Origin of the sequence: Acidovorax sp. Root219 (genome assembly GCF_001428665.1) — a bacterium.
Classification (GTDB): Bacteria; Pseudomonadota; Gammaproteobacteria; order Burkholderiales; family Burkholderiaceae_C; genus Acidovorax.
The window spans coordinates 207296-225612 of record NZ_LMIJ01000023.1; the positions used below are offsets into that span (position 1 = coordinate 207296).

The window sequence follows — 18317 nt, forward strand, 5'->3', positions numbered from 1 at the left end:
AAGTCTTTTTGCAGCCGCGTTGGAGTGCAATCGGGATGAGTGGATGCTTCGGATGCGCCGCATGGGCTCATGCCCATACAAGCAGCCGGGGCGCCAGGCACTTCAAGTTCATCGGCCGATTTCACTCCAACCCTCCGGGCAAGTGCCTTGTCGGGCGGTCTGCGGCGTTGCGGCGCTTGCCAATAGCCGAGCTATTGGCTGCACCCCGCGCCTTGCATCCCATCCCGACAAGGCATTTGCGCGGCTCCAAAAAGACTTTGAACAGGTTCTCAGCGCAATGGGTGGTAGACCACATTCTCCAGCGCGGCATCGGCGTAGCTGTCGGCGTTGCTGAGGTGGCCATCGAACATGCCGACCTTGGTCACGCGCTCGCCATTTTTCAGCACGATCTGCAGGCCATGCTCCGGCTCCCAGTCGCAGCTGCATTCGATCGACACGTAGATGCCCTGGTCGCCGTGAGGCCGGCGCGTCACGTAGAGCTCGTCGCCAAACTCGATGCAGTCCCACACAGCCTCCGGGCTGTCGATGGCAAGATAGTCTTCGTCCGAAGGATCTCGCTGTGAATTCACGTCCTCGCAGTACCTGAACAGCTCCTGCTGCACTGCCTCCAGGACGGAGACGTCCGCGGCCAGCAGCTTCCTGACGGCCGCGAGAAATTCCTCGGGCTTGTCATCGTCGTCGTAGCCTTCGAGGAAGATGGTGCATTCCTGGTTGCCGAGCATGGGTACTTCAATGGGCTCGCTGGCATAGCCGCCCACGTCTTCGTCCGGGGTGAATTCGCCGATTCCTGGAATGTTCATGGGATGCACAGCCGTTGGTGGTGAGGCTGTGATTTTCCCGGCACCCAGGCAGGTGTCAATGGTGCGGCGATCGTTCTTCCCGTTCCCCCTGGCATGGCGGCGCGGCGCGAGGCTGCGGTGCAGCCCGCCGCAGGGACATCAATCCACCTTGATGTTGCGTGCCTTCACCACGCGGCTGTAGATGTCCGCGTCGCGGCGCACCATGGCAGCCATCTCGGTGCGCGTGACGCCCAGGGGCTCGCTGTGCAGCTCCTTGATGCGGCGCGAGAGATCGGGGTCCTTGCTCGCCTCGACCAGCAGTGCGTTGAAGCGGGTGAGGATGGGCTGCGGCGTGGCCGCAGGCGCCCAGATGCCGTGCCAGGACATCATCGAGAAGCCGGGCATCACCTCCGACAGCGTGGGCACATCGGGCAGGGCGGGATGGCGTGTGGGGCCCGAGTAGGCGAGCGCCTGTACCTTGCCGCTGCTGATCAGCTGGTAGCCGGTGGCGATTGGCTCCATCAGCGTGTCCACCTGGCCGCCCATGAGGTCGGCGATGGGGCTGGCGCGGTAGGGCACGTGCAGCATGTCAATGCCGACCTCGTCCTTGAGCGACTCCACGATCAGCTGCGAGGGGCTGCCCGCGCCGTACGAGGCGTGCGAGTAGACACCCGGCTTGGCCTTGGCGGCGGCCACCAGGTCCTTGACGGTCTTGGCCGGGAACTTGTTGGTGGCGATCAGCACCAGGCCCTGGCGCATAGTGGTGGCCACGGGCACCAGGTCCTTGTCGGGGTCAAACGGCAGCTTGCTGTAGATGAAGGGGTTGATCGTGAACGCCGTGGACAGGTTGTACACGAAGGTGTAGCCGTCCGCAGGCGACTTGGCCACTGCGTCCGAAGCCAGGTTGCCGGCCGTGCCAGGCCGGTTGTCGATCACCACCGGCACGCCGAGCTTCTTGCCCGCGTAGTCTCCGTACATGCGGGCGAAGATGTCGGGCGGCGTGCCGGGCGCAAAGCCCACCACGATCTTGATGGGCTTGTTCGGCCATTCCGCCCCCTGGGCCAGGGCCTTGCCGGCCAGCAAGGTACCGGCGGCCAGCACCAGCATCGTCTTCATCACCATTGTTCTGCGCATTCTTGTCTCCTGTTGCGGGTTCATGCCCGCTTGTGTGGTCTGTTCGCTTCGCTCGTCTGCAGCGCAACGCCGCCATGGCGTGCATCGCACCGTGTGGGTCTGTCCGTCAATCGATGGCATCACTCCTTTCGTGCCGGGCATGGCTGCGCCAGAGCCGCCGACTCCGGTGGGCGGGCTGTGGGAGGGGCATGCGTGGCTTGTCGGTCGCTATCAGTCCACCTGGGCGCCGGAGCGTTTCACTGCTTCGCCCCACTTGGCGACCTCGGCCGTGCCGAAGGTGGCCATCTCCGCTGCGTTCATGGCCGCGGATTCAATGCCCTGCGCGGCGAGCTTCTCGCGCACCTCGGCCTGGGCCAGCACGGCCTGCGTGGCATCGCGCAAGGTGTCGCGCTGCGCGGCCGGCATCGAGGCGGGCGCATACAGCATGAACCACGCGACCAGGTCGAAATCCGCCACGCCCTGCTCGGCCAGCGTGGGCACGTCGGGCGCTGCCGCACTGCGTTTGGCGCTCGACGCGCCCAGGGCGCGCAGCTTGCCCGCACGGATGTGCGGCAGCACGGCGGCCGGGTGGTAGAACATGAACTGCACGTTGCCGCCCATCAGCTCGGTGAGCGCCTGCGCGCCGTCGCGGTAGGGCACGTGCACGAAGTCTTTCCCCAGGCGGATGTTCAGCGTCTCGCCCGCCAGGTGGCCCGAGGTGCCGTTGCCCGCCGAGGCGAAGCTCACGGATTTGCCACTGGCCTGGCGCAGGTCGGCCACGCCCTTCCACGGCGCGCTGGCCGGCACCACGAGCAGGGTGGGTGTGGCGCCTGCAAAGCCCAGCGGCACGAAGTCGCGCAGCGGCTGGTAGGGCAGCTTCTTGTACAGCGTGGGGTTGATGGCATGTGTGCCCACGGTGCCCATTAGCAGGGTGTTGGCATCGGCACCCGCGCGCGCCACCATCTCGCTGCCGATGGTGCCTCCCGCACCGGGTTTGTTCTCTACGATCACCGTCTGCCCGAGTTGGCGGCCCAGGGCCTCGGCCAGCACCCGGCCCACGATGTCGGTCGAGGTACCGGCGGCAAAGGGCACGACCAGCTTGAGGGGGCGGCCGGTGCCCTGCGCGCTGGCAGCGCTGGCCAGCAGCGCCAGTGCTGTGGCGGCGATGAGCTGGCGGCGCTGCGTCATGCTGCTTCTCCAAAGCCATCGGGCAGGCTGCCCTCGTACTGCAGTTCGCGCGTGGCCTGGTAGGACAAGGCAAAGCCGCTCGGCGTCTCGGCCTCTTCGGCCAGGTGAGCTATGAGCCCCGCTGTGCGCGCCAGGATGGGCACGCCGCGCAGCGACGCCACCGGGAAGCCCACGCCCATCAGCACCGCCGGGATCGCGGCCGAGACGTTCAGCCGCAGCTCCTTGCCGACGATACCGGGGATCACCTTCTCCAGTGCCAGCGCGATCTGCACGTAGCGCAGGTCGGCGCCGGCTTCGGTGGCCACGGCGATGAGCCGGCCCACGCGCGGGTCCACCTCCTTGTGCAGCGGGTGGCCATAGCCCGGGATGGAACGGCGCGCGGCCTTGAGCTCGGTGACCACGGCCGTGGCCGCATCGTCGAGCGTGGCGCCGGCATCCACCCGCGCCGCCACGTCGGCGAACATGCGGCCTGCGGTTTCCGATGCGCCGAGGATCACCGAGCCGCAGCCCAGGATGCCGGCGGCCACCGCACCCTGCAAGGCATCGGGCGCGGCGGCAAAGGTCATGCGGCTGGCTTGCACGCTGGGCACCAGGCCGTGCTCGGCGATCGCCACCAGGGTGGCGTTGAGCACCGCGCTGCAGGCCGCGTCGGGCCGGCGGCCGGTGAGCAGCAGGAAGAAGTAGTCGGCGAACGGGATGTGGCCGATCAGGTCCTGGCACAGGTCCTCGCCGCGCACGACGATGGTGTGCTCGTTGGAGGTGCAGATGGCGGTGCGCGGGACGGTGGATTTTCCGATTTTCATGGAGCGGCTTTCAGGCGTTTTGCGGTTCGAGGCGGAAGTCGTAGTGCGCCGACCACCAGGGCGCGGCCTGTGCCGTGCCGTCCGGCGCCTGGCCGGCGGGGTGCTGCTCGAAGTCCACGATCAGGCTGGGGCGCACGCCGAACACCGCATCCGACTCGATGTAGGGGCTGCCTGCCACGAAGAGGTGGGTGGTGACCGGGGCATGCCCAGTTGCGGAGACCATCATGTGGATGTGGCCGGGCCGGTTCGGGTGGCGGCCCATGCCGTCGAGCATGCGGCCCACGGGGCCGTCTACCGGCACGGGGTAGAAGCTCGGGCGGATGGACCAGAACCAGTAGCGGCCCTGGTCATCGGTGCGGACGCGTGCGCGCGCGGCCATGCCCGAGCCTTCCACCTGCATGTCGTACACGCCCTCGCCATCGCCCGACCAGATGTCGAGCAGCGCGCCCGCCAGCGGCTGGCCGTGCGTGTCGGTCACGCGGCCACTGTAGAAGGTGGGTTCGCCCTTGACGCCTGCGGACAGGTTGGCGCCCAGCGGCAGCTCGGGCGCGCCCTCCCAGTAGTAGGGGCCCTGCACCGTGGCCTCGGTGGCCTCGGTCATGCGCTGGCTGCCCTTGGCATGGGCGGTGGCACGCAGCTGGTCGAGCATCACCACCATCATCGAGGCGCCCAGCGTGTCCGACAGCAGGATGAACTCCTGGCGTTGGCCGGTGCAGGCCTTGCCCACGGCGGTGAGGAACTCGATGCCCTGCATCCATTCCTCGGGCTTCAGGTCCACCTCGCGGATGAAGGCATGCAGGTGCGTGACCAGCGATTCCATGATCTGCGCGAAGCGCGGGTCGCTGGCGCCGTCCAGGCGCTGCAGCACGGCCTGGGTCAGCTCGTTTTCATTCGATGGGGTCATGGGTTCTTGTCTCCTTGTCTTTTCTTGGGGTCGGCTGGCGGGTCAGAGCGCTTGCCCGAGCCGCTGGCGTATGGGTCCGACGATGGCCGCGTTGTCGGCCCCCAGCATGGGCGGCGCGGTGACTTCCAATGCGCGCTCGCCGTCGAAGCTCACCGGCGAGCGGATGGTGCGCCACTGGCCGCCCTCGGGGTGGGGGGCGCTCACTTCCAGCTGCAGGTGGCGGGCCTGGGGGTCTTCCATGGCTTCTCGGGTGTCGTACATGGGTGCGTGCGGCACGTCCTGGGCTTCGAGCCGGGCACACCAGGTGGCGCGCGTCTGTTCGCGGAACAGGCCGCCGAGCAGCGTGATCAGGTCCTCCTGGTGGGTGATGCGCGCCTCGCGCGTCGCGAAGCGCGGGTCGTCGAACAGGCGCGGGCGCTCGATGGCGTTGGCCAGGCCCTGCCAGAATTTTTCGGGCGAGGACATGTGCAGCGCGATCCACAGGCCGTCGGCGCATTCGAGCACGTAGGACTGCGAGACGCTGGGCCGGCTGTAGGGGCCCATGACCTCGTCTTCCGAGAAGTAGTGCGTGAACGCATCGAGATTGAAGTGGCACATGGCTTCGAGCATGGACACCTCGACCTTGCGGCCCACGCCCGTGCGGCCGCGCTCGACGATGGCACCCAGCACGCCGTAGGCGGCGTAGAAGCCGGTCATCGCATCGGCCAGCGCCGGGCCCACCACGCGGGGGTTGGCAGGGTTCACCAGCAGCTTGAGGAAGGCGCTGGCGGCCTGGGCCACGGTGTCGTAGGCCGGGCGGCCTGCGGCCGGGCCGGTCTGGCCGAAGCCGCTGATCGCGCAGTACACCAGGCGCGGGTTCAGTCCGCGCAGCCGGGCCTCGCCCGCGCCCAGCCGGTCGGCAGCGCCGGGGCGAAAGTTCTGGATGTAGACGTCCGCATCCTTGACCAGCTCGTCGAACACGGCTGCGTCCTCGGGCAGCTTGGGGTTGAGCGTGATGCTGCGCTTGTTGCGGTTGTAGGTCTGGAAGTGCGGGCTGTAGAGGCCGCCGCGGAACGCGCGGAACGGGTCGCCCGCGCCGGGCTGCTCGATCTTGATGACCTCGGCCCCCAGGTCGGCCAGGAACATGCCTGCCGCCGGGCCCGTGATGAACGTGCCTTGCTCCAGCACCTTGATACCGCTGAGGACTTTGTGCACCTCGTTGTCTCCTTGTGGGTCTCTGGCCGCCTGGACTTCAGGGCGGTCTTGTGGGTTGCAGGCGACTGTAGGGGGCGTACCGACTTCCTGGAAATGATTGTTTTTCATGGTTACCATCGATAGCATCGATCAACCACCGGTGGCATGCCATGGAACTGAGGCACCTGCGCTACTTCATCGCCCTGGCCGGCTCGCTCAACTTCACGCGTGCGGCCGAGCGGCTGCATGTGACGCAGTCCACGCTGTCGCACCAGATCAAGCAGCTCGAGGAGGAGATCGGTGCGGCGCTGTTCGACCGCGCAGGCAAGCGCGTGGCGCTGACCGGTGCGGGCGACGAGTTTCTGCACTACTGCACCAAGGCCCTGCACGAGATCGACCTGGGCCTGGGCGCCCTGCGCCAGAACGGCTCGGAGGTGGCGGGCGAGCTGCACATCGGCTCCACGCACACCTTCAACCTGGGCTTCATCCCGGGCTGCATCGCCGCCTTCCACGAGCGCCATTCGCGCGTGAAGGTGGTGGTCGAAGAACTGTCGGCAGACCACATCGCCGCGCGCCTGCAGCAGGGCACGCTGGACCTGGGCATCGCCTACCGGCCGGCAGTGCCGGGGCCGCTGCAGTTCGAGCCGCTCTACAACGAAGAGATGGTGCTGGTGGTGGCCAAGGGCCACCCGCTGGCGCGGCGCAAGCGTGTGCGCATGGTCGAGTTGCACCGCATGCCCATGGCCCTGTTGCCGGCCAGCTTTGCCACGCGGCAGATGCTGGACGAGTGCTTTCGCTCCTGCGGCGCCGAGCCGCAGGTGGTGGCCGAGATCAACACGCTTGCGCCGATGATGGACTTGGTGGGCAAGACGCAACTGGCGTCCATCGTGGCGGCCAATGTGGTGTCTCCGCATTCGGGGTTGGTGGTGGTGCGGCTGGAAAGCCCCACGCCCGTGCGCACCCCGGGCATGCTGTGGTCGCCCGTGGCGCGCGAGTCGGCGCCCACCCGCGCGTTCTCGGCCATCGTGCGCAAGCTGGCGCTGCGCAGCAGCCTCAAGGACGTGGCCCAGCGCGCAGGCCGGGCGGCCTGAAATGCCAGCCCCTGGGAGGGGTCAGGCCAACCTTACCCAGTGGTTGTCCATGCGCGCGCCCGTGAGCTCCTTGGCGTGCGCGTGCGTGAGTGGATGGGTGGAGCGCGCGTCTTCGAGCGAGTGTGAAACCCCGGCTGCCCACAGGCGGCCGCTGCCCACCGCCAGTGCGCAGACCTCTTCCAGCCCCACCAGGCCGCGCCACTGCCCATCGGGCGTGAAGGTGGCCACGCCCTGGCTGCGCGGGCAGCTCACGGCCCAGCCCTCGGCGGTGCTGGCGATGCTGCCGCCATAGCCGGCCATCGACTGGCCGGCGGGGCACAGGCGCAGCGCCTTGCCATCGAACAGCGCAAGGATGGGCGCGGCCGCCTTGTCCGCCGCCTCGGCGTGCTCGGCCTGCAGTGCGATGCCCAGCACCGTGCGCTCGGCGTTCCAGGCCAGGTGGCGCAGGCTCAGGCGCGCATCGGGCAGGCGCCACTGGCCCTGCAGTTCGCCGCTGTCGCCGTGCAGCCGCACGATGCTCGAATCCATGGTGTGCAGGTCGCGCTTGGTGCGCCCCGTTTCGGGCGCAGTGGGCACGCCGCCGTTGGCCACGATCAGCGCCGGTGGGCTACCCTTGGCGGCGGGTGCCCAGATCAGCTCGTGCGCATCGATGCCCTGCGTCGCCCACTCGTCCACGGTCTCAAGGCTGCGCGCATCGCGCCGTGCGACCAGGCTGGCGCCCGTGTCCACGTCGGTCTCGGTGGTGTAGAGGAAGCGGCCGTCAGCGCTGGCGATCACATGGCCGTTGAAGGAGCGCGTCGCATCCACCCAGTGCCATTGCGCCTTGCCAGCGGGCTGGCCCGGATGCCAGCGCACCAGCCAGTCACCGGGGCGGCGCGCGGTGGCAACCATGCTGCCATCGTGCAACTGGGCCAGGCCGTGGGCGCGCGTGGGCACTTCCAGTGCCTGGCGCACCTGCAGGGGCGAAGGCCCGCCGGCCTGCGCGGCCAGCACGCCGATGCGGTAGCTGCCATTGGCCTGCTGCCAGGCAGCCAGCAGTTGCATGGCTGCCGCAGCGGCGGGGGTTGCGTGGGTTGCCAGCGGCATCGCCGCCAGACCGCCCATCAGCCACAGGGCCTGGCGGCGGCTCAGCGTGGCGTTCACCTCAATCCCCATCCGCGTCCGAAAAGCCGATGCTCACCTGCAGTGCAGGCGCGATCTCGGCCTCGGCCAGGCGCTTGAGCGCCGCCAGTTCCCTGGACGCCTGCAGCACCCGCTCGCCGCCGGCCTTGCCGGTGGCGCCGGACTGGTCGATGGCCTGCAGGGCCTTGTCCACGCGCTGCGTGGTGGCCAGCAACTGGTCGGCCAGCGGGTTCAGGCCGCGGCCGCGCAAATAGGTCTCCAGCGGCACCAGGGCCTCGCCGGGCGTGGGGGTCGGGGCGCTTTCGGGCAGCACGGCCAGGGTGCGCAGGGCGTTCCACTCGGCCTTCCAGGCGGCAGAAGCCTGGCCGCTGGCGGCGCGGGGGTACTCGGGCGGGCGCGTGCCTTGCGCGGCGCGCAGCGGCTTTTCCATGTGCGCCCAGCGCAGGCGCTCGATGCCGCCCACCCACTGGTTGATGAACTCGCCCATGGCCGCGGTGGAGCGCTCCTGTTCGTCCTCGGCTGCCCAGTCGGTGCCGGCTGCGGTGTCGAAGGCGCTGGCCACGGCCATGGCTTCGCGCTCGATGTCCAGGGCCACTTCCACCGCATAGCCGCAGGCCGGTGTGCCGGGCGCCACGGGTTGCGTCCACAGCAGCCATTCCAGCGCTGGCAGGCCCTTGGCGGGCGTGCCGATGCGCTCGAAGGCCTTGGCGCCCTGCGGCTGGGTCTTGATGGCCCGTTCGATCAGGGCCGGGCGCGTGGGGGCAAAGTCCATCTGTCGCTGTGTCCGGCGTGTGATCACCGGGCCCACGGCCACGGCGCCCAGCGTCTCCCAGGCCATCATGCTGCGCTGCCAGGCGTTGCGGGCGCCGGTGAGGGCTGCGGCCGATTGGCCTGCAGGCGCCTCGCACAGCGCCCGCACGGCAGGGGCCAGCGCCTGCGCGGCCGTGGCCAACTCCTGCGCGCGCGGCTTGCCCCAGTGGCCGTACAGGCTTTGCAGCGCGTGCGTGGTGTCGTAGAAGGGCACGGCGTTGAGTTTCCAGCCGGTCTGGGCCTGTGCCGGCAGCAGCAGTGCGCCCAGGGCCAGGGCGGCAGCTGCTGTGCGAAGGAATGGGTGTTTCATAGCGACTCCACGAACTTGACCAGCGCATCGCGCTCGGCCTTGTTCATCTTCAGTACCTTGTCCTTGGCGGCTTCGGCCTCGCCACCGTGCCACAGAACGGCCTCGAGCACGCCGCGGGCGCGACCGTCGTGCAGCAGCCGGGTATGGCCGTTCACGTCCTTGATCAGGCCCGTGCCCCACAGCGGCGGCGTCTTCCACTGCCGGCCATTGGCGGCGAAGTCGGGCCGGTTGTCGGCCAGGCGTTCACCCATGTCGTGCAGCAGCATGTCGGTGTAGGGCCAGATGCGCTGGCCCGACAGGGCCTTGCTCGTCAGGTGCGGGAAGGGGCCTTCCTTGGTGACGTAGCTCGGCCGGTGGCAGGTGGCGCACTGGGCATTGGCGAACAGCGCCTGGCCACGCACGACCTGCGCGTCCTTGGGGTTGCGGCGTGCGGGCGGTGCCAGCGTGGCCTGGTAGAACACCACTTCGTCGAAGGTCTTGTCGTCGATCTCCACGCCCGGCTGGCCCTGCGCCGCGGCGCTCTTGCCGCTCGGTGCGGCCAGGCAGTCCTTCTGAGTGGGAGTGCAGGTCTCGTTGGCAAAGTGCTTCGAGGTGATGCCCATGTCGCCCTGGAAGGCGCCACCGGTCTGGTGCGCGATGGTCGCAACGTTGCCCTTCCAGCCGAAGCGGCCCAGCATCATCTGGCCCGAGGGGGCGTCCCACACGCGGTTGGGCACGCCCTTGATCGGGCCGTCTGCCGCTGCCTGGTCGGCCGCGTTGGCCAGGATGTCGGCCTCGGCAATGGCTTCGAGCAGGCCCACGCCGATGATCTGCGGCGCAATGCGCGGGCTCGCCATGATCTGTGGGTGCATTGGGCCATAGCCCAGGTCGGCAAAGCCGTAGTGGGGATCGAGCAGTTCGTAGGGTGTGCCGTCGGCGAACTTTCCTTTGACGGTCTTGTAGCGCAGGGTCACGCGGCCCTCGGGCTTGACGCCCTGGACAGCGGCGTTGTTGAACTGGTCGCCGTACACCGGGTCGTGCTTCGGGCCGCCATGGGCATCGGCGCCAGGGATGGACAGGCGTATCAGCAGGGCCACCGTCGGGTCCTTGGTTTCGCCCAGGCGGTTGAAGATGGCTGGCGGCTCACCCCGGCCGTCCTGAACGTGGCAGCCGCCGCACGAGCGCGCGATGAAGTGCGGGCCCAGGCCGTCGCGCGCCTTGGTGGAGGCCGGTGCCTCGACCCAGTTGCGGCGGAAGAACGAATTGCCGATCACGAAGCGCGTGCGCTCAGCGTCATCGAGGTTGGCGGCCGGGAAGGAAAAGGCATTGCGGCCCGTGGCGTACACCGTGGTGTTGCCGCCGACCTTCTCGCCGAGTGGGTCGGCGGGGGTGTCGGCCATGAGGCCGCCCAGGGCCGCAAGGCCGATGCTGGCAATCGCCAGGCGCGTGGCGCGCCGGCGGTCAGGGGCTTGCAAAAGCGACATGGAACGAAAGGAAAGCGCAGGCGGGGAGCCTCAGGGTTGGACCAGCGTGAGCTTGGTGATGCCGATGGCGTTGGCGGCTTCCACAAGATCCTTGCTTTGCTGGGTCAGGCTGTCGATGGTCTTCTGGATGCGCTGGCGGCCCGGTGCATCCTTGCCGCCGATGATCTCACGGTCGAATGGTGCCTGGATGGCCTCGGCCGCCGCCACCGAGGTGGCGATCTGCTGGGTGGTCTTGTCGGCCAGGGCCGGGTTCTTGGCGGCGACCAGGTCGCGCAGCGATGCGCCCTTGACCTTGCTTCCGTCGGCGCGCTGGTATTCGCCCAGCCACACGTTCTGGATGCCCTTGGCATTGGTCACGGCGTCGCGGTGCGTGTTGTCCGAGAAGCACGAGTGCTCGTCTTCCTGGTCCTGGCTGTTAAGCGCCACTTCCAGGCGCTCGCCCGCGAGTTCGCCGCGCGAGAGCGAGCCCAGGCCCACCAGCATCTTGCGCACCGACTCCATGTTGCCCTTGGCGAACTTTGCGCGGTAGTTGGCCTTGGCATCAGGTGCCCACGACTTCACGAGGAAGCCCAGGTCATCGACCAGCAGTTCGGTCACCACCGTGAGGTACTGGCGGCGGCGGTCGGCATTGGGCTTCTTGCCGTCCACGAAGTCCTCGAAATTGCGGTTGCCCGGGCCGGTTTCGGACAAGTCCTGGCCCCACAGCAGGAACTCGATGGCGTGCCAGCCGGTGGCGATGTTCTCCTCGCCGCCGCGCTCGTTCTGCGCCGCCAGCGCCTTCTTGGTGATGGCGATCTTGCGGTTGTTGATCAGGCCGGCCTTGGGCTTGCCTTCGACGCTGTCCACATACGATTCGTCCATGGGCCAGGCGTTCATCTGGCCTTCGGGGCCCTTGTCGTCGTCGATGGGGCCGCCGTAGAAGCGAAAGGCCTCCGTCTGGCCGTAGAACTCGCGTGCGGCCAGCCAGGTCTTGCGGGCCTCGGCCAGGGTTTCGGCCGACGGCTGGGCGGTGAAGGCCTTGATCGCCGCCTGCATGGCTTTGGCGCTGGTCAGGGTGTCTTCGTAGTTGGCATGCACCAGCGTGGCGTACTGCGCCGCAACTGCGGCGGCCGTCACCGCCTGTTGTGCCTGAGCGGACGTGCCCTGTGCCTGCGCCACACCCAGGAAGCCCAGGGGGCTGGCGGCGATCAGGGCCGCAGCCAGGGTGGTGGTGTGCAGTAGCGTGGTTTTCATGCGTTTCTCCTCAAGAACGAAGACGGGTGACAAGGCAGACCTGCCTGGAGCCGCCCGGGCTGGCCGGGGCCAGGCCGGGAATCCGGTGGGCGTGATGGGGCGAAAAGGCCCGAAGTTCAAGGATGCATCGCGGTGCCGCACCCCTGGATCGCAGTGATTATAAGAATGGGATGTATTTGCATTGGTGCAAAAGGGCATTGTGCCTGCGTGTGCCATGCGGCTCCCCTGTGGGGGTGCCGTCCACGAAAAAAGGGGTCCCGCATGGCTGCGGGACCCCCTTGGTGGCTGCGCCCGGCGCAGCCGTTGCAGAACCGGAAGATCAGCCCAGGCGTGGCTGCTTGGGCGTTGCCGTGAGGTAACCCACGGCGGCGCCGGCCTTGTTCTTGTAGTTGGCGATGATCAGCGGGTCCAGCGTGGGCTTGACCACGCTGTGGATGGCGCCCCAGTCACCGGCGTGCTGGAAGTTGCTCATGATGTAGGTCCAGCCGTTGATTTCGTCCACGGCATGCAGGCCGGTGGATTCGCCGCCGGCGGGAATGGACATCAGGCGCGACAGCTGCTTGGTGTCGATGTTGTAGGCCCACAGGAAGTTGTTCACGTGCTGGCTGCTGTCTTCGCCGATGAACAGGGTGCGCATCTTCTCCGAGAACTTGAGGTTGTCGGGGTTGCCGATGGTGTTCGGGTTGGCGGTGTTGCCCAGGGCGTCGGAGGCGATGTCTTCGCCAACCAGCAGCGCCTTGGTGTCCACAGGCATCCACTCGCTGTTGATGTTGGCGCCAGCAGTGTCCTTCTGGCCGCCGCGCAGGTTCAGGGCCATCACGGCACCGGCGTTGATGGCCTTGGGCACGGACACGCCGTTGCCCGCCACGTTCAGGGCATTGCCGGCCACCATCGAGGTCTGCACGTTCTGCAGGGCCGAGTAGGCGATCTTGTCCTTGGCGTTGACCGTGGTGCCTTCCATCTTGGTAAAGCCCATGCTGGCGCCCACGAAGGCGGCGTAGCGGTGGGTTTCCAGGAAGGCGGCGGCCTTTTCCATGCCGGGCTTGAGCTTGATCCACTCTTCCTTGCCGTTGGACACGATGCGGGTGTAGCTGGCATCGCTCGGGTTGGCGGTGGCCACGGTCATGATGTCGGTGGGCTTGAGCGTGTTCGCCAAGGCTTCGATCTCGGCGCTGTTGGCCGAGCCGAGCTTGATCCAGGTCAGCGGTGCGCCGGCAGTGGCCTTGGCATCGACGGTGAAGCCGGCGCCGACCTTGGCGGCATACAGCGTACCCGAGGACAGGTCCTTTTCCTTGTCGGCCACGAACACGAAGTAGGCGCTGTTGGTAGCGTCGTCACCCATCAGCGCGGTGCGCTGGTCGGGCATGACCTGCACCAGCTCGTGCGAGATGCGGCCCATGCAGAAATGCTTCTTGATGCTGGCGGTGCCGTCGGGGTTGACCGTCACTTCGGGCATGTGGCCGTAGTGGTAGGGGTTGGCGCGGCTCGCGTCGCCGTACAGGTTCTTGGCGTAGGCCTGGAACTGGGTGTTGCTTGCGACGGTGAACGCGTCGGGTTCGTACTCTTCGCTCGACAGGTGGGTGCCCCAGGGCGACAGGCTGGCGCCGCAGGTGATCCACAGGCCGTGCACCTTGGAGGTGTCGACGTTGTGGTACTTCACCAGGCTCAATTTGCCGGTGTTGGGATCCTGGTCCAGCGTGAGCACGGCGATGGGCGAGGGCAGCTTGCCGTACATGTCGGTCTTGCCGTCCTGGGCCCAGGTGGTGTATTCGAACTGCACCACGGCGAACACGTGGTTGCCCTTGACGCCGTCGACCTTGGCGTTGGGCACGGTCAGCAGCGAGGTGCCGTCCGGGGCATCGGAGAAGAACTGGCGGTCCTTGCCGGCCACCGTGGTGTCGATGATGGGCTGGTTGTTGATGTCGAAGTAGCTGCCCGCCAGGATCTGGCCGCCCTTGACGTTGGGCACCGAGTCGCCGGTGATGAAGAAGGGCTGGTAGGCCAGCGCGTAGCTCTGCACCGAGCCGTCGCTCAGCGTGACCTGCATGGTCGAGCCCACGGTGTTCGTGGCCATGGCCGCCGGGTTGGCCAGCGTGGGCGCGGCCATCGAGGTGAACGCGGTGGACACATAGGACGCGCCGTCATCGCCACCGCCGCAGGCGGTCAGCAGCGAGGCAGCGATGCCGCCTGTGCCCAGCGGAAGCAGGGGGATGCCGGCCAGGAATTGGAGGGCCTGGCGGCGCGAAGGGGTGGACGCAGAGGTCATTGGATTGCAGCTTCCGTGGTTTGTTATATGGGTTTTATGAAGAGAGGCCGCTGCTCGCCATGCAGGCATGGCAGGGCAACGGGCCGCTCTCTTGGTGCTGGATGCTAAGAACACTGTGTGACAGGCATTTGACGGTGCCGTGGCGGGCTGCCGGCCACACCCTCGAATCGCCCTGCGCGCCGAGTGCTCTTGCGTCACGGATCGGTCATATGCGATTTCTAGACTGCCGACTCCCATGACTTATCAATACCTAGAGGAGTGCGGTTTTCATGAGCAAGACTATTTCTGACAAGGTCGTTCGCAACGACGCTGGCAACACCCCTTTCAGTGCCATCCTGGACGTCCACCTGTCGCGCCGCACGGTCACGCGCGGTGGTCTGAGCGCAGCGCTGGCCCTGCTGACCGGCACCAGCCTGTCCGCCTGCGGCGGCAGCGACGACGAGCCGCTGAAGCTGGGCTTCAGCTCGCTGGCCAATTCCATGACCGACGCCTGCGTGGTGCCTGCGGGCTATGTGGCCCAGGTGCTGGGTGCCTGGGGCACGCCGCTCAACGACAGCGCCGCCGAGTGGGACAAGGACGGCAAGAACAGCTCCAAGGACCTGCTCAACTCCACCGGCATGCACCATGACGGCATGCATTACTTCCCGCTGGACGGCAGCTCCAGCGAAGGCCTGCTGGTGGTCAACCATGAGTACATCGACGAGAAGGCGCTGCACCCCGCAGGCCCCACCACGGTGAACAGCAAGCGCCCCGCCGAAGAAGTGCGCAAGGAAGTCAACGCCCATGGCGTGGCCGTGATGCACATCCGCAAGACGGGCAGCGCCTGGGCCATCGTCAAGAACTCGCGCTACAACCGCCGCTTCACCTCGGCCACGCCCATGGCCATCAACGGGCCGGTCGGGGGCACCGACTGGGTCAAGACGCCGTACTCGCCCACGGGCACCACGGTGCGCGGCACCAACAACAACTGCGGCAACGGCACCACGCCCTGGGGCACCTACATCACCGCCGAGGAAAACTGGGCGGCCTGCTTCGTCAACACCAATGCATCGACCCAGCCCGCCCACCAGGTGCGCGTGGGTGTGCCCACGGCCGCCGGCCGTTACAAGTGGGAAACCGCCGCCGGCGATGCCACCGAAGTGCAAGGTGAATTTGCCCGTTTCAACGTCACGCCCAGCGGCACCAGTGCCCTGAACGACTGGCGCAACGAGGTCAACGGCTTTGGCTACCTGGTCGAGATCGACCCCTACGACCCCGCCAGCGTGGCCACCAAGCGCACGGCCATGGGCCGCTTCGCCCATGAAGGCGCAGCCTACGGCAAGCCCGAAGCGGGCAAGCCGCTGGCCTTCTACAGCGGTGACGACTCGCGCTTCGAGTACATCTACCGCTTCGTGTCGGACGCCAATTGGGATGCGGCCGATGCCCGCCGCAGCGACCGCCTGGCCGTGGGTGCCAAGTACCTGGACAAGGGCACGCTCTACGTCGCGCGCTTTGGCGACGACGGCAGCGGCACCTGGCTGCCGCTGACGCTGGCCAGCGTGGGCAAGGACGGCACCCGCCTGGGCGACAAGTACAAGACGATCGACGAGATCCTGATCAACACCCGCGCCGCAGCCGACTTCGTGGGCGCCACGCCCATGGACCGCCCCGAGTGGACAGCCGTGCACCCCTCCAACGGCGATGTGTACGTGACGCTGACCAACAACACCAGCCGCAACGCCACCACGGGCACGAATGCGCCCAATCCACGCCTGAACAATGCCAACGGCCACATCGTGCGCTGGCACGACACCCCGGGTGCGAATACCTTCAAGTGGGAGATCTTCGTGTTCGGCTCCGAGGCCGGCGCTGCCGCCGACACCAACCGCTCGGGCCTCACGGCGCTGAACCAACTGGCCAGCCCGGACGGCCTGGCCTTCGACGACCGCGGCATCCTGTGGATCCAGACCGACAACGGCATCGACGGCGGCCGCAACAATGCCGTGGCGCGCTCCACCAACGACCAGATGCTGGCCGTGATCCCCGGCGCCATGACCACCGACAGCAAGGGCACGGGCCCGGTCATCAATGCCCAGAACCAGGGCGACCTGCGCCGCTTCTTTGTGGGCCCGAACGAAGCCGAGATCACCGGCTTCGCGTTCACGCCGGACTACAAGACCATCTTCCTGAACATCCAGCACCCGGTGAACTGGCCGGCCTACGGCACGAGCGACGCCACGGTGGCCGCCTCGGGCACCGTGCGTCCCCGCTCTTCCACCGTGGTCATACAGAAAGCAGACGGCGGGCCCATCGGCGTCTGACAGGGCGTTTTAGGCGCTTTTTTCGCAGCAAGCCTTTGCAGGCTGTCACGCGCAGGCGTGGCAGCCTTTTTTCATGCGCGTCTGCCTGGCGGCAGGCTTGCCAATGGGTCGGGGGTGCTTCAGTAGTCGGAGCCATACGGCGACGGCGGCCGTGCGCGCGAAGAGGGTCCGGGGGCCGGTGCTGGTGGCGTGGTGCCGCCGCTGCCGCCAGGTGCTGCAGGGTAGGTGATCTGCCCGCTGCCATCCTTGCTGCCCTTGCGCCCGGCGATCTGCCAGGCAGTGCGCTGGTCCACCAGGCGGGCCAGGAACTCCAGTTCCTCGTCCGTGTGGTTGATGGCGCCGGCCGGCGTCAGCATGCGGCCGTTGCGCGGCGCGACCTCGGCCCAGAAGGCCTGGTGGTAGGAGGCCTGGCTGACGACGGATTCGCCCCCGGCCGCAATGTCCACCGTACCGTAGCAGTTGCAGAAATAGCTGCGAAAGTCCTGTTCAGGGAACACCTCGGCATACACCCCCGTGCCGCGGATGCCCGCCGTGGCCGTGGGCATGACCACCTGGCGCTCGCTGCCCCGGCCCCACACGCTGGCCACCGCACCGGTCAGCAGGCGCAGCACTTTCACGGCCATGGGGGTGTCGCCTTCCAGCGAGATGCGGGTGTTCTGGCGCACCATGAAGGCGTCCTTGCCGACGGTGAAGACCACGGTGGAGCCCGGCCCCGTCTCGATCCGGTCACCAGGAGCGATGGCTTCGCCCGCCGCCAGGGCCTGGCCGTTGCGGCGCACATCGCCGCGCATCTCCACCACGTTGCGGCCTTGCTGCGCATGCGCCGCAGTGAACCCTCCAGCCGCCGTCCAGGCGGCAGCCGCCTGCAGCAGGCTGCGCCTCTGGTACCAGACGGCTTCGTCCTCAGTGCGGCCCTGGAGTTGGTGTGGGTGCTGGCTGTTCGTCATGGGATTCCTCCGGCGAGGGTTTGGCGGGCGGTTCGAAGCAGTCGCGGAACGTGAACACGATGGAGGTGAAGAACATCGCCGCCAGCATCATGGCCGTGCCGACCATGATGCCACTGGCGGCTGTGCCCAGCCCGGCCAGGGCAATGAGGCCCGACGCAAGGGCCACTACCACGCCAGCCACGAGGAAGATGCCCATCCAGCCCAGACCGAACACGAAGAAGGCGCCGAAGTTGCGCACACAGGCCACCAGGCTGAAGAACAGGGCCTTCACGGGCGGCACCCCATGCCAATGCACCAGCCCGGGTGCATGCCAGAAGGTCAGCGACAAAGGCAGGTACAGCAGCATCGACAGCCACATGGCGCCCTGGAACGATGCGCTTTCGGCCACCTCGCGCGTGAGTGGCGCGCCCCCCAGGTAGACGCTGGCGAACTGGCCGCCGTCGATCAGTGCCGACAACCCCATGATGGACAGGAAGCCCACGGCATACAGCGCGCCCAGCACCAGCATGTCGCGCAGGCGCTGCTGGCCGGTGCGAAAGGCCACCAGCAGCACGGCGGGCGTCGGAAAGCGCCCCATGGTGGTTTCGGCCGCTGCCACCATCATGGCCAGCGTAGCCGAGGGCAGCAGGGCCAGCGCAATCGCCGGGCCCACCAGCGGGACCAAGCTGGCCAGCGACATGGCGGCCATGGTCATGAAGAACAACGCCGCCAGTGCCATGGGTTGGCGCCAGAACGACCGGATGCCGAGCTTGACCCAGGCGATGCCGGTGCGGGCGGGAACGATGTGGAGTTTCATGGATGCAGGGGCGGATCAG

General features: G+C 67.7%; 15 protein-coding genes. 2 read left to right on the forward strand and 13 right to left on the reverse strand.

The genetic code is table 11. The features are described 5' to 3' along the window. Window positions 1–269 precede the first annotated feature (269 nt). From ASE28_RS21360 to ASE28_RS21385, 6 genes are all read right to left on the reverse strand, one after another. On the reverse strand, window positions 270–800 hold the full coding sequence (locus ASE28_RS21360; RefSeq protein ID WP_057268392.1) for a hypothetical protein: 531 nt from the start codon (window positions 798–800) through the stop codon (window positions 270–272). Between the two features lie 138 nt (window positions 801–938). Further along, entirely contained in the window at window positions 939–1913 is a 975-nt protein-coding gene (locus ASE28_RS21365; RefSeq protein WP_057268393.1) for a tripartite tricarboxylate transporter substrate binding protein, read from the reverse strand. Between the two features lie 210 nt (window positions 1914–2123). After that, window positions 2124–3080: a tripartite tricarboxylate transporter substrate binding protein gene (locus tag ASE28_RS21370; protein WP_057268394.1), complete on the reverse strand. Its 957-nt coding sequence runs from the start codon at window positions 3078–3080 to the stop codon at window positions 2124–2126. Beyond that, window positions 3077–3883, reverse strand: a complete 807-nt coding sequence (locus ASE28_RS21375; RefSeq protein WP_057268395.1) for a citryl-CoA lyase — start codon at window positions 3881–3883, stop codon at window positions 3077–3079. The genes ASE28_RS21370 and ASE28_RS21375 overlap by 4 nt, the downstream gene beginning before the upstream one ends. 10 nt (window positions 3884–3893) lie before the next feature. Then, the gene (locus ASE28_RS21380; RefSeq protein ID WP_057202027.1) at window positions 3894–4787 is read right to left on the reverse strand and encodes a dioxygenase; all 894 of its coding nucleotides are present in this window, start codon (window positions 4785–4787) and stop codon (window positions 3894–3896) included. A gap of 42 nt (window positions 4788–4829) precedes the next feature. Beyond that, window positions 4830–5981, reverse strand: coding sequence for a CaiB/BaiF CoA-transferase family protein (locus ASE28_RS21385; RefSeq protein WP_057268396.1), 1152 nt, complete (start codon window positions 5979–5981; stop codon window positions 4830–4832). 149 nt (window positions 5982–6130) lie between these two features. Here ASE28_RS21385 and ASE28_RS21390 point away from each other — a divergent pair, with 149 nt between their 5' ends. After that, a complete protein-coding gene (locus tag ASE28_RS21390) occupies window positions 6131–7051 on the forward strand; it encodes a LysR substrate-binding domain-containing protein (RefSeq protein WP_057268397.1) in 921 nt (306 codons plus the stop codon). 21 nt (window positions 7052–7072) lie between these two features. Here ASE28_RS21390 and ASE28_RS21395 read toward each other — a convergent pair whose 3' ends face one another. From ASE28_RS21395 to ASE28_RS21415, 5 genes are all read right to left on the reverse strand, one after another. Then, window positions 7073–8194 carry a DUF1513 domain-containing protein gene (locus ASE28_RS21395; protein ID WP_082608200.1) on the reverse strand — a complete coding sequence of 374 codons (1122 nt, stop codon included), beginning with the start codon at window positions 8192–8194 and terminating at the stop codon, window positions 7073–7075. Window position 8195: 1 nt separating this feature from the next. Continuing rightward, window positions 8196–9293: an imelysin family protein gene (locus ASE28_RS21400; RefSeq protein WP_057268399.1), complete on the reverse strand. Its 1098-nt coding sequence runs from the start codon at window positions 9291–9293 to the stop codon at window positions 8196–8198. After that, on the reverse strand, window positions 9290–10756 hold the full coding sequence (locus ASE28_RS21405; protein ID WP_057268400.1) for a di-heme oxidoredictase family protein: 1467 nt from the start codon (window positions 10754–10756) through the stop codon (window positions 9290–9292). Before ASE28_RS21405 ends, ASE28_RS21400 begins: the two co-directional genes overlap by 4 nt. 30 nt (window positions 10757–10786) lie before the next feature. Next, window positions 10787–11989 carry an imelysin family protein gene (locus ASE28_RS21410; RefSeq protein WP_057202033.1) on the reverse strand — a complete coding sequence of 401 codons (1203 nt, stop codon included), beginning with the start codon at window positions 11987–11989 and terminating at the stop codon, window positions 10787–10789. A 319-nt stretch (window positions 11990–12308) separates the two neighbouring features. After that, window positions 12309–14255, reverse strand: coding sequence for a PhoX family phosphatase (locus tag ASE28_RS21415; protein WP_057202034.1), 1947 nt, complete (start codon window positions 14253–14255; stop codon window positions 12309–12311). 269 nt (window positions 14256–14524) lie between these two features. Here ASE28_RS21415 and ASE28_RS21420 point away from each other — a divergent pair, with 269 nt between their 5' ends. Continuing rightward, entirely contained in the window at window positions 14525–16555 is a 2031-nt protein-coding gene (locus ASE28_RS21420; protein WP_057268401.1) for a PhoX family phosphatase, read from the forward strand. 119 nt (window positions 16556–16674) lie between these two features. On the opposite strand, the gene ASE28_RS21425 is transcribed toward ASE28_RS21420, so the two are convergent. Together ASE28_RS21425 and ASE28_RS21430 are read right to left on the reverse strand one after the other, a co-directional pair. Continuing rightward, window positions 16675–17502, reverse strand: a complete 828-nt coding sequence (locus ASE28_RS21425) for a hypothetical protein (RefSeq protein ID WP_057268402.1) — start codon at window positions 17500–17502, stop codon at window positions 16675–16677. Then, the gene (locus tag ASE28_RS21430) at window positions 17459–18298 is read right to left on the reverse strand and encodes a BPSS1780 family membrane protein (protein ID WP_057202037.1); all 840 of its coding nucleotides are present in this window, start codon (window positions 18296–18298) and stop codon (window positions 17459–17461) included. The genes ASE28_RS21425 and ASE28_RS21430 overlap by 44 nt, the downstream gene beginning before the upstream one ends. Between the last annotated feature and the right edge of the window lie 19 nt (window positions 18299–18317).

Coding starts and splice junctions, on each gene's coding strand:
- ASE28_RS21380 (WP_057202027.1), bottom strand. CDS start 4,787: ATGACCCCATCGAATGAAAACGAGCTGACCCAGGCCGTGCTGCAGCGC.
- ASE28_RS21390 (WP_057268397.1), top strand. CDS start 6,131: ATGGAACTGAGGCACCTGCGCTACTTCATCGCCCTGGCCGGCTCGCTC.
- ASE28_RS21400 (WP_057268399.1), bottom strand. CDS start 9,293: ATGAAACACCCATTCCTTCGCACAGCAGCTGCCGCCCTGGCCCTGGGC.
- ASE28_RS21365 (WP_057268393.1), bottom strand. CDS start 1,913: ATGCGCAGAACAATGGTGATGAAGACGATGCTGGTGCTGGCCGCCGGT.
- ASE28_RS21425 (WP_057268402.1), bottom strand. CDS start 17,502: ATGACGAACAGCCAGCACCCACACCAACTCCAGGGCCGCACTGAGGAC.
- ASE28_RS21405 (WP_057268400.1), bottom strand. CDS start 10,756: ATGTCGCTTTTGCAAGCCCCTGACCGCCGGCGCGCCACGCGCCTGGCG.
- ASE28_RS21430 (WP_057202037.1), bottom strand. CDS start 18,298: ATGAAACTCCACATCGTTCCCGCCCGCACCGGCATCGCCTGGGTCAAG.
- ASE28_RS21410 (WP_057202033.1), bottom strand. CDS start 11,989: ATGAAAACCACGCTACTGCACACCACCACCCTGGCTGCGGCCCTGATC.
- ASE28_RS21415 (WP_057202034.1), bottom strand. CDS start 14,255: ATGACCTCTGCGTCCACCCCTTCGCGCCGCCAGGCCCTCCAATTCCTG.
- ASE28_RS21375 (WP_057268395.1), bottom strand. CDS start 3,883: ATGAAAATCGGAAAATCCACCGTCCCGCGCACCGCCATCTGCACCTCC.
- ASE28_RS21420 (WP_057268401.1), top strand. CDS start 14,525: ATGAGCAAGACTATTTCTGACAAGGTCGTTCGCAACGACGCTGGCAAC.
- ASE28_RS21360 (WP_057268392.1), bottom strand. CDS start 800: ATGAACATTCCAGGAATCGGCGAATTCACCCCGGACGAAGACGTGGGC.
- ASE28_RS21370 (WP_057268394.1), bottom strand. CDS start 3,080: ATGACGCAGCGCCGCCAGCTCATCGCCGCCACAGCACTGGCGCTGCTG.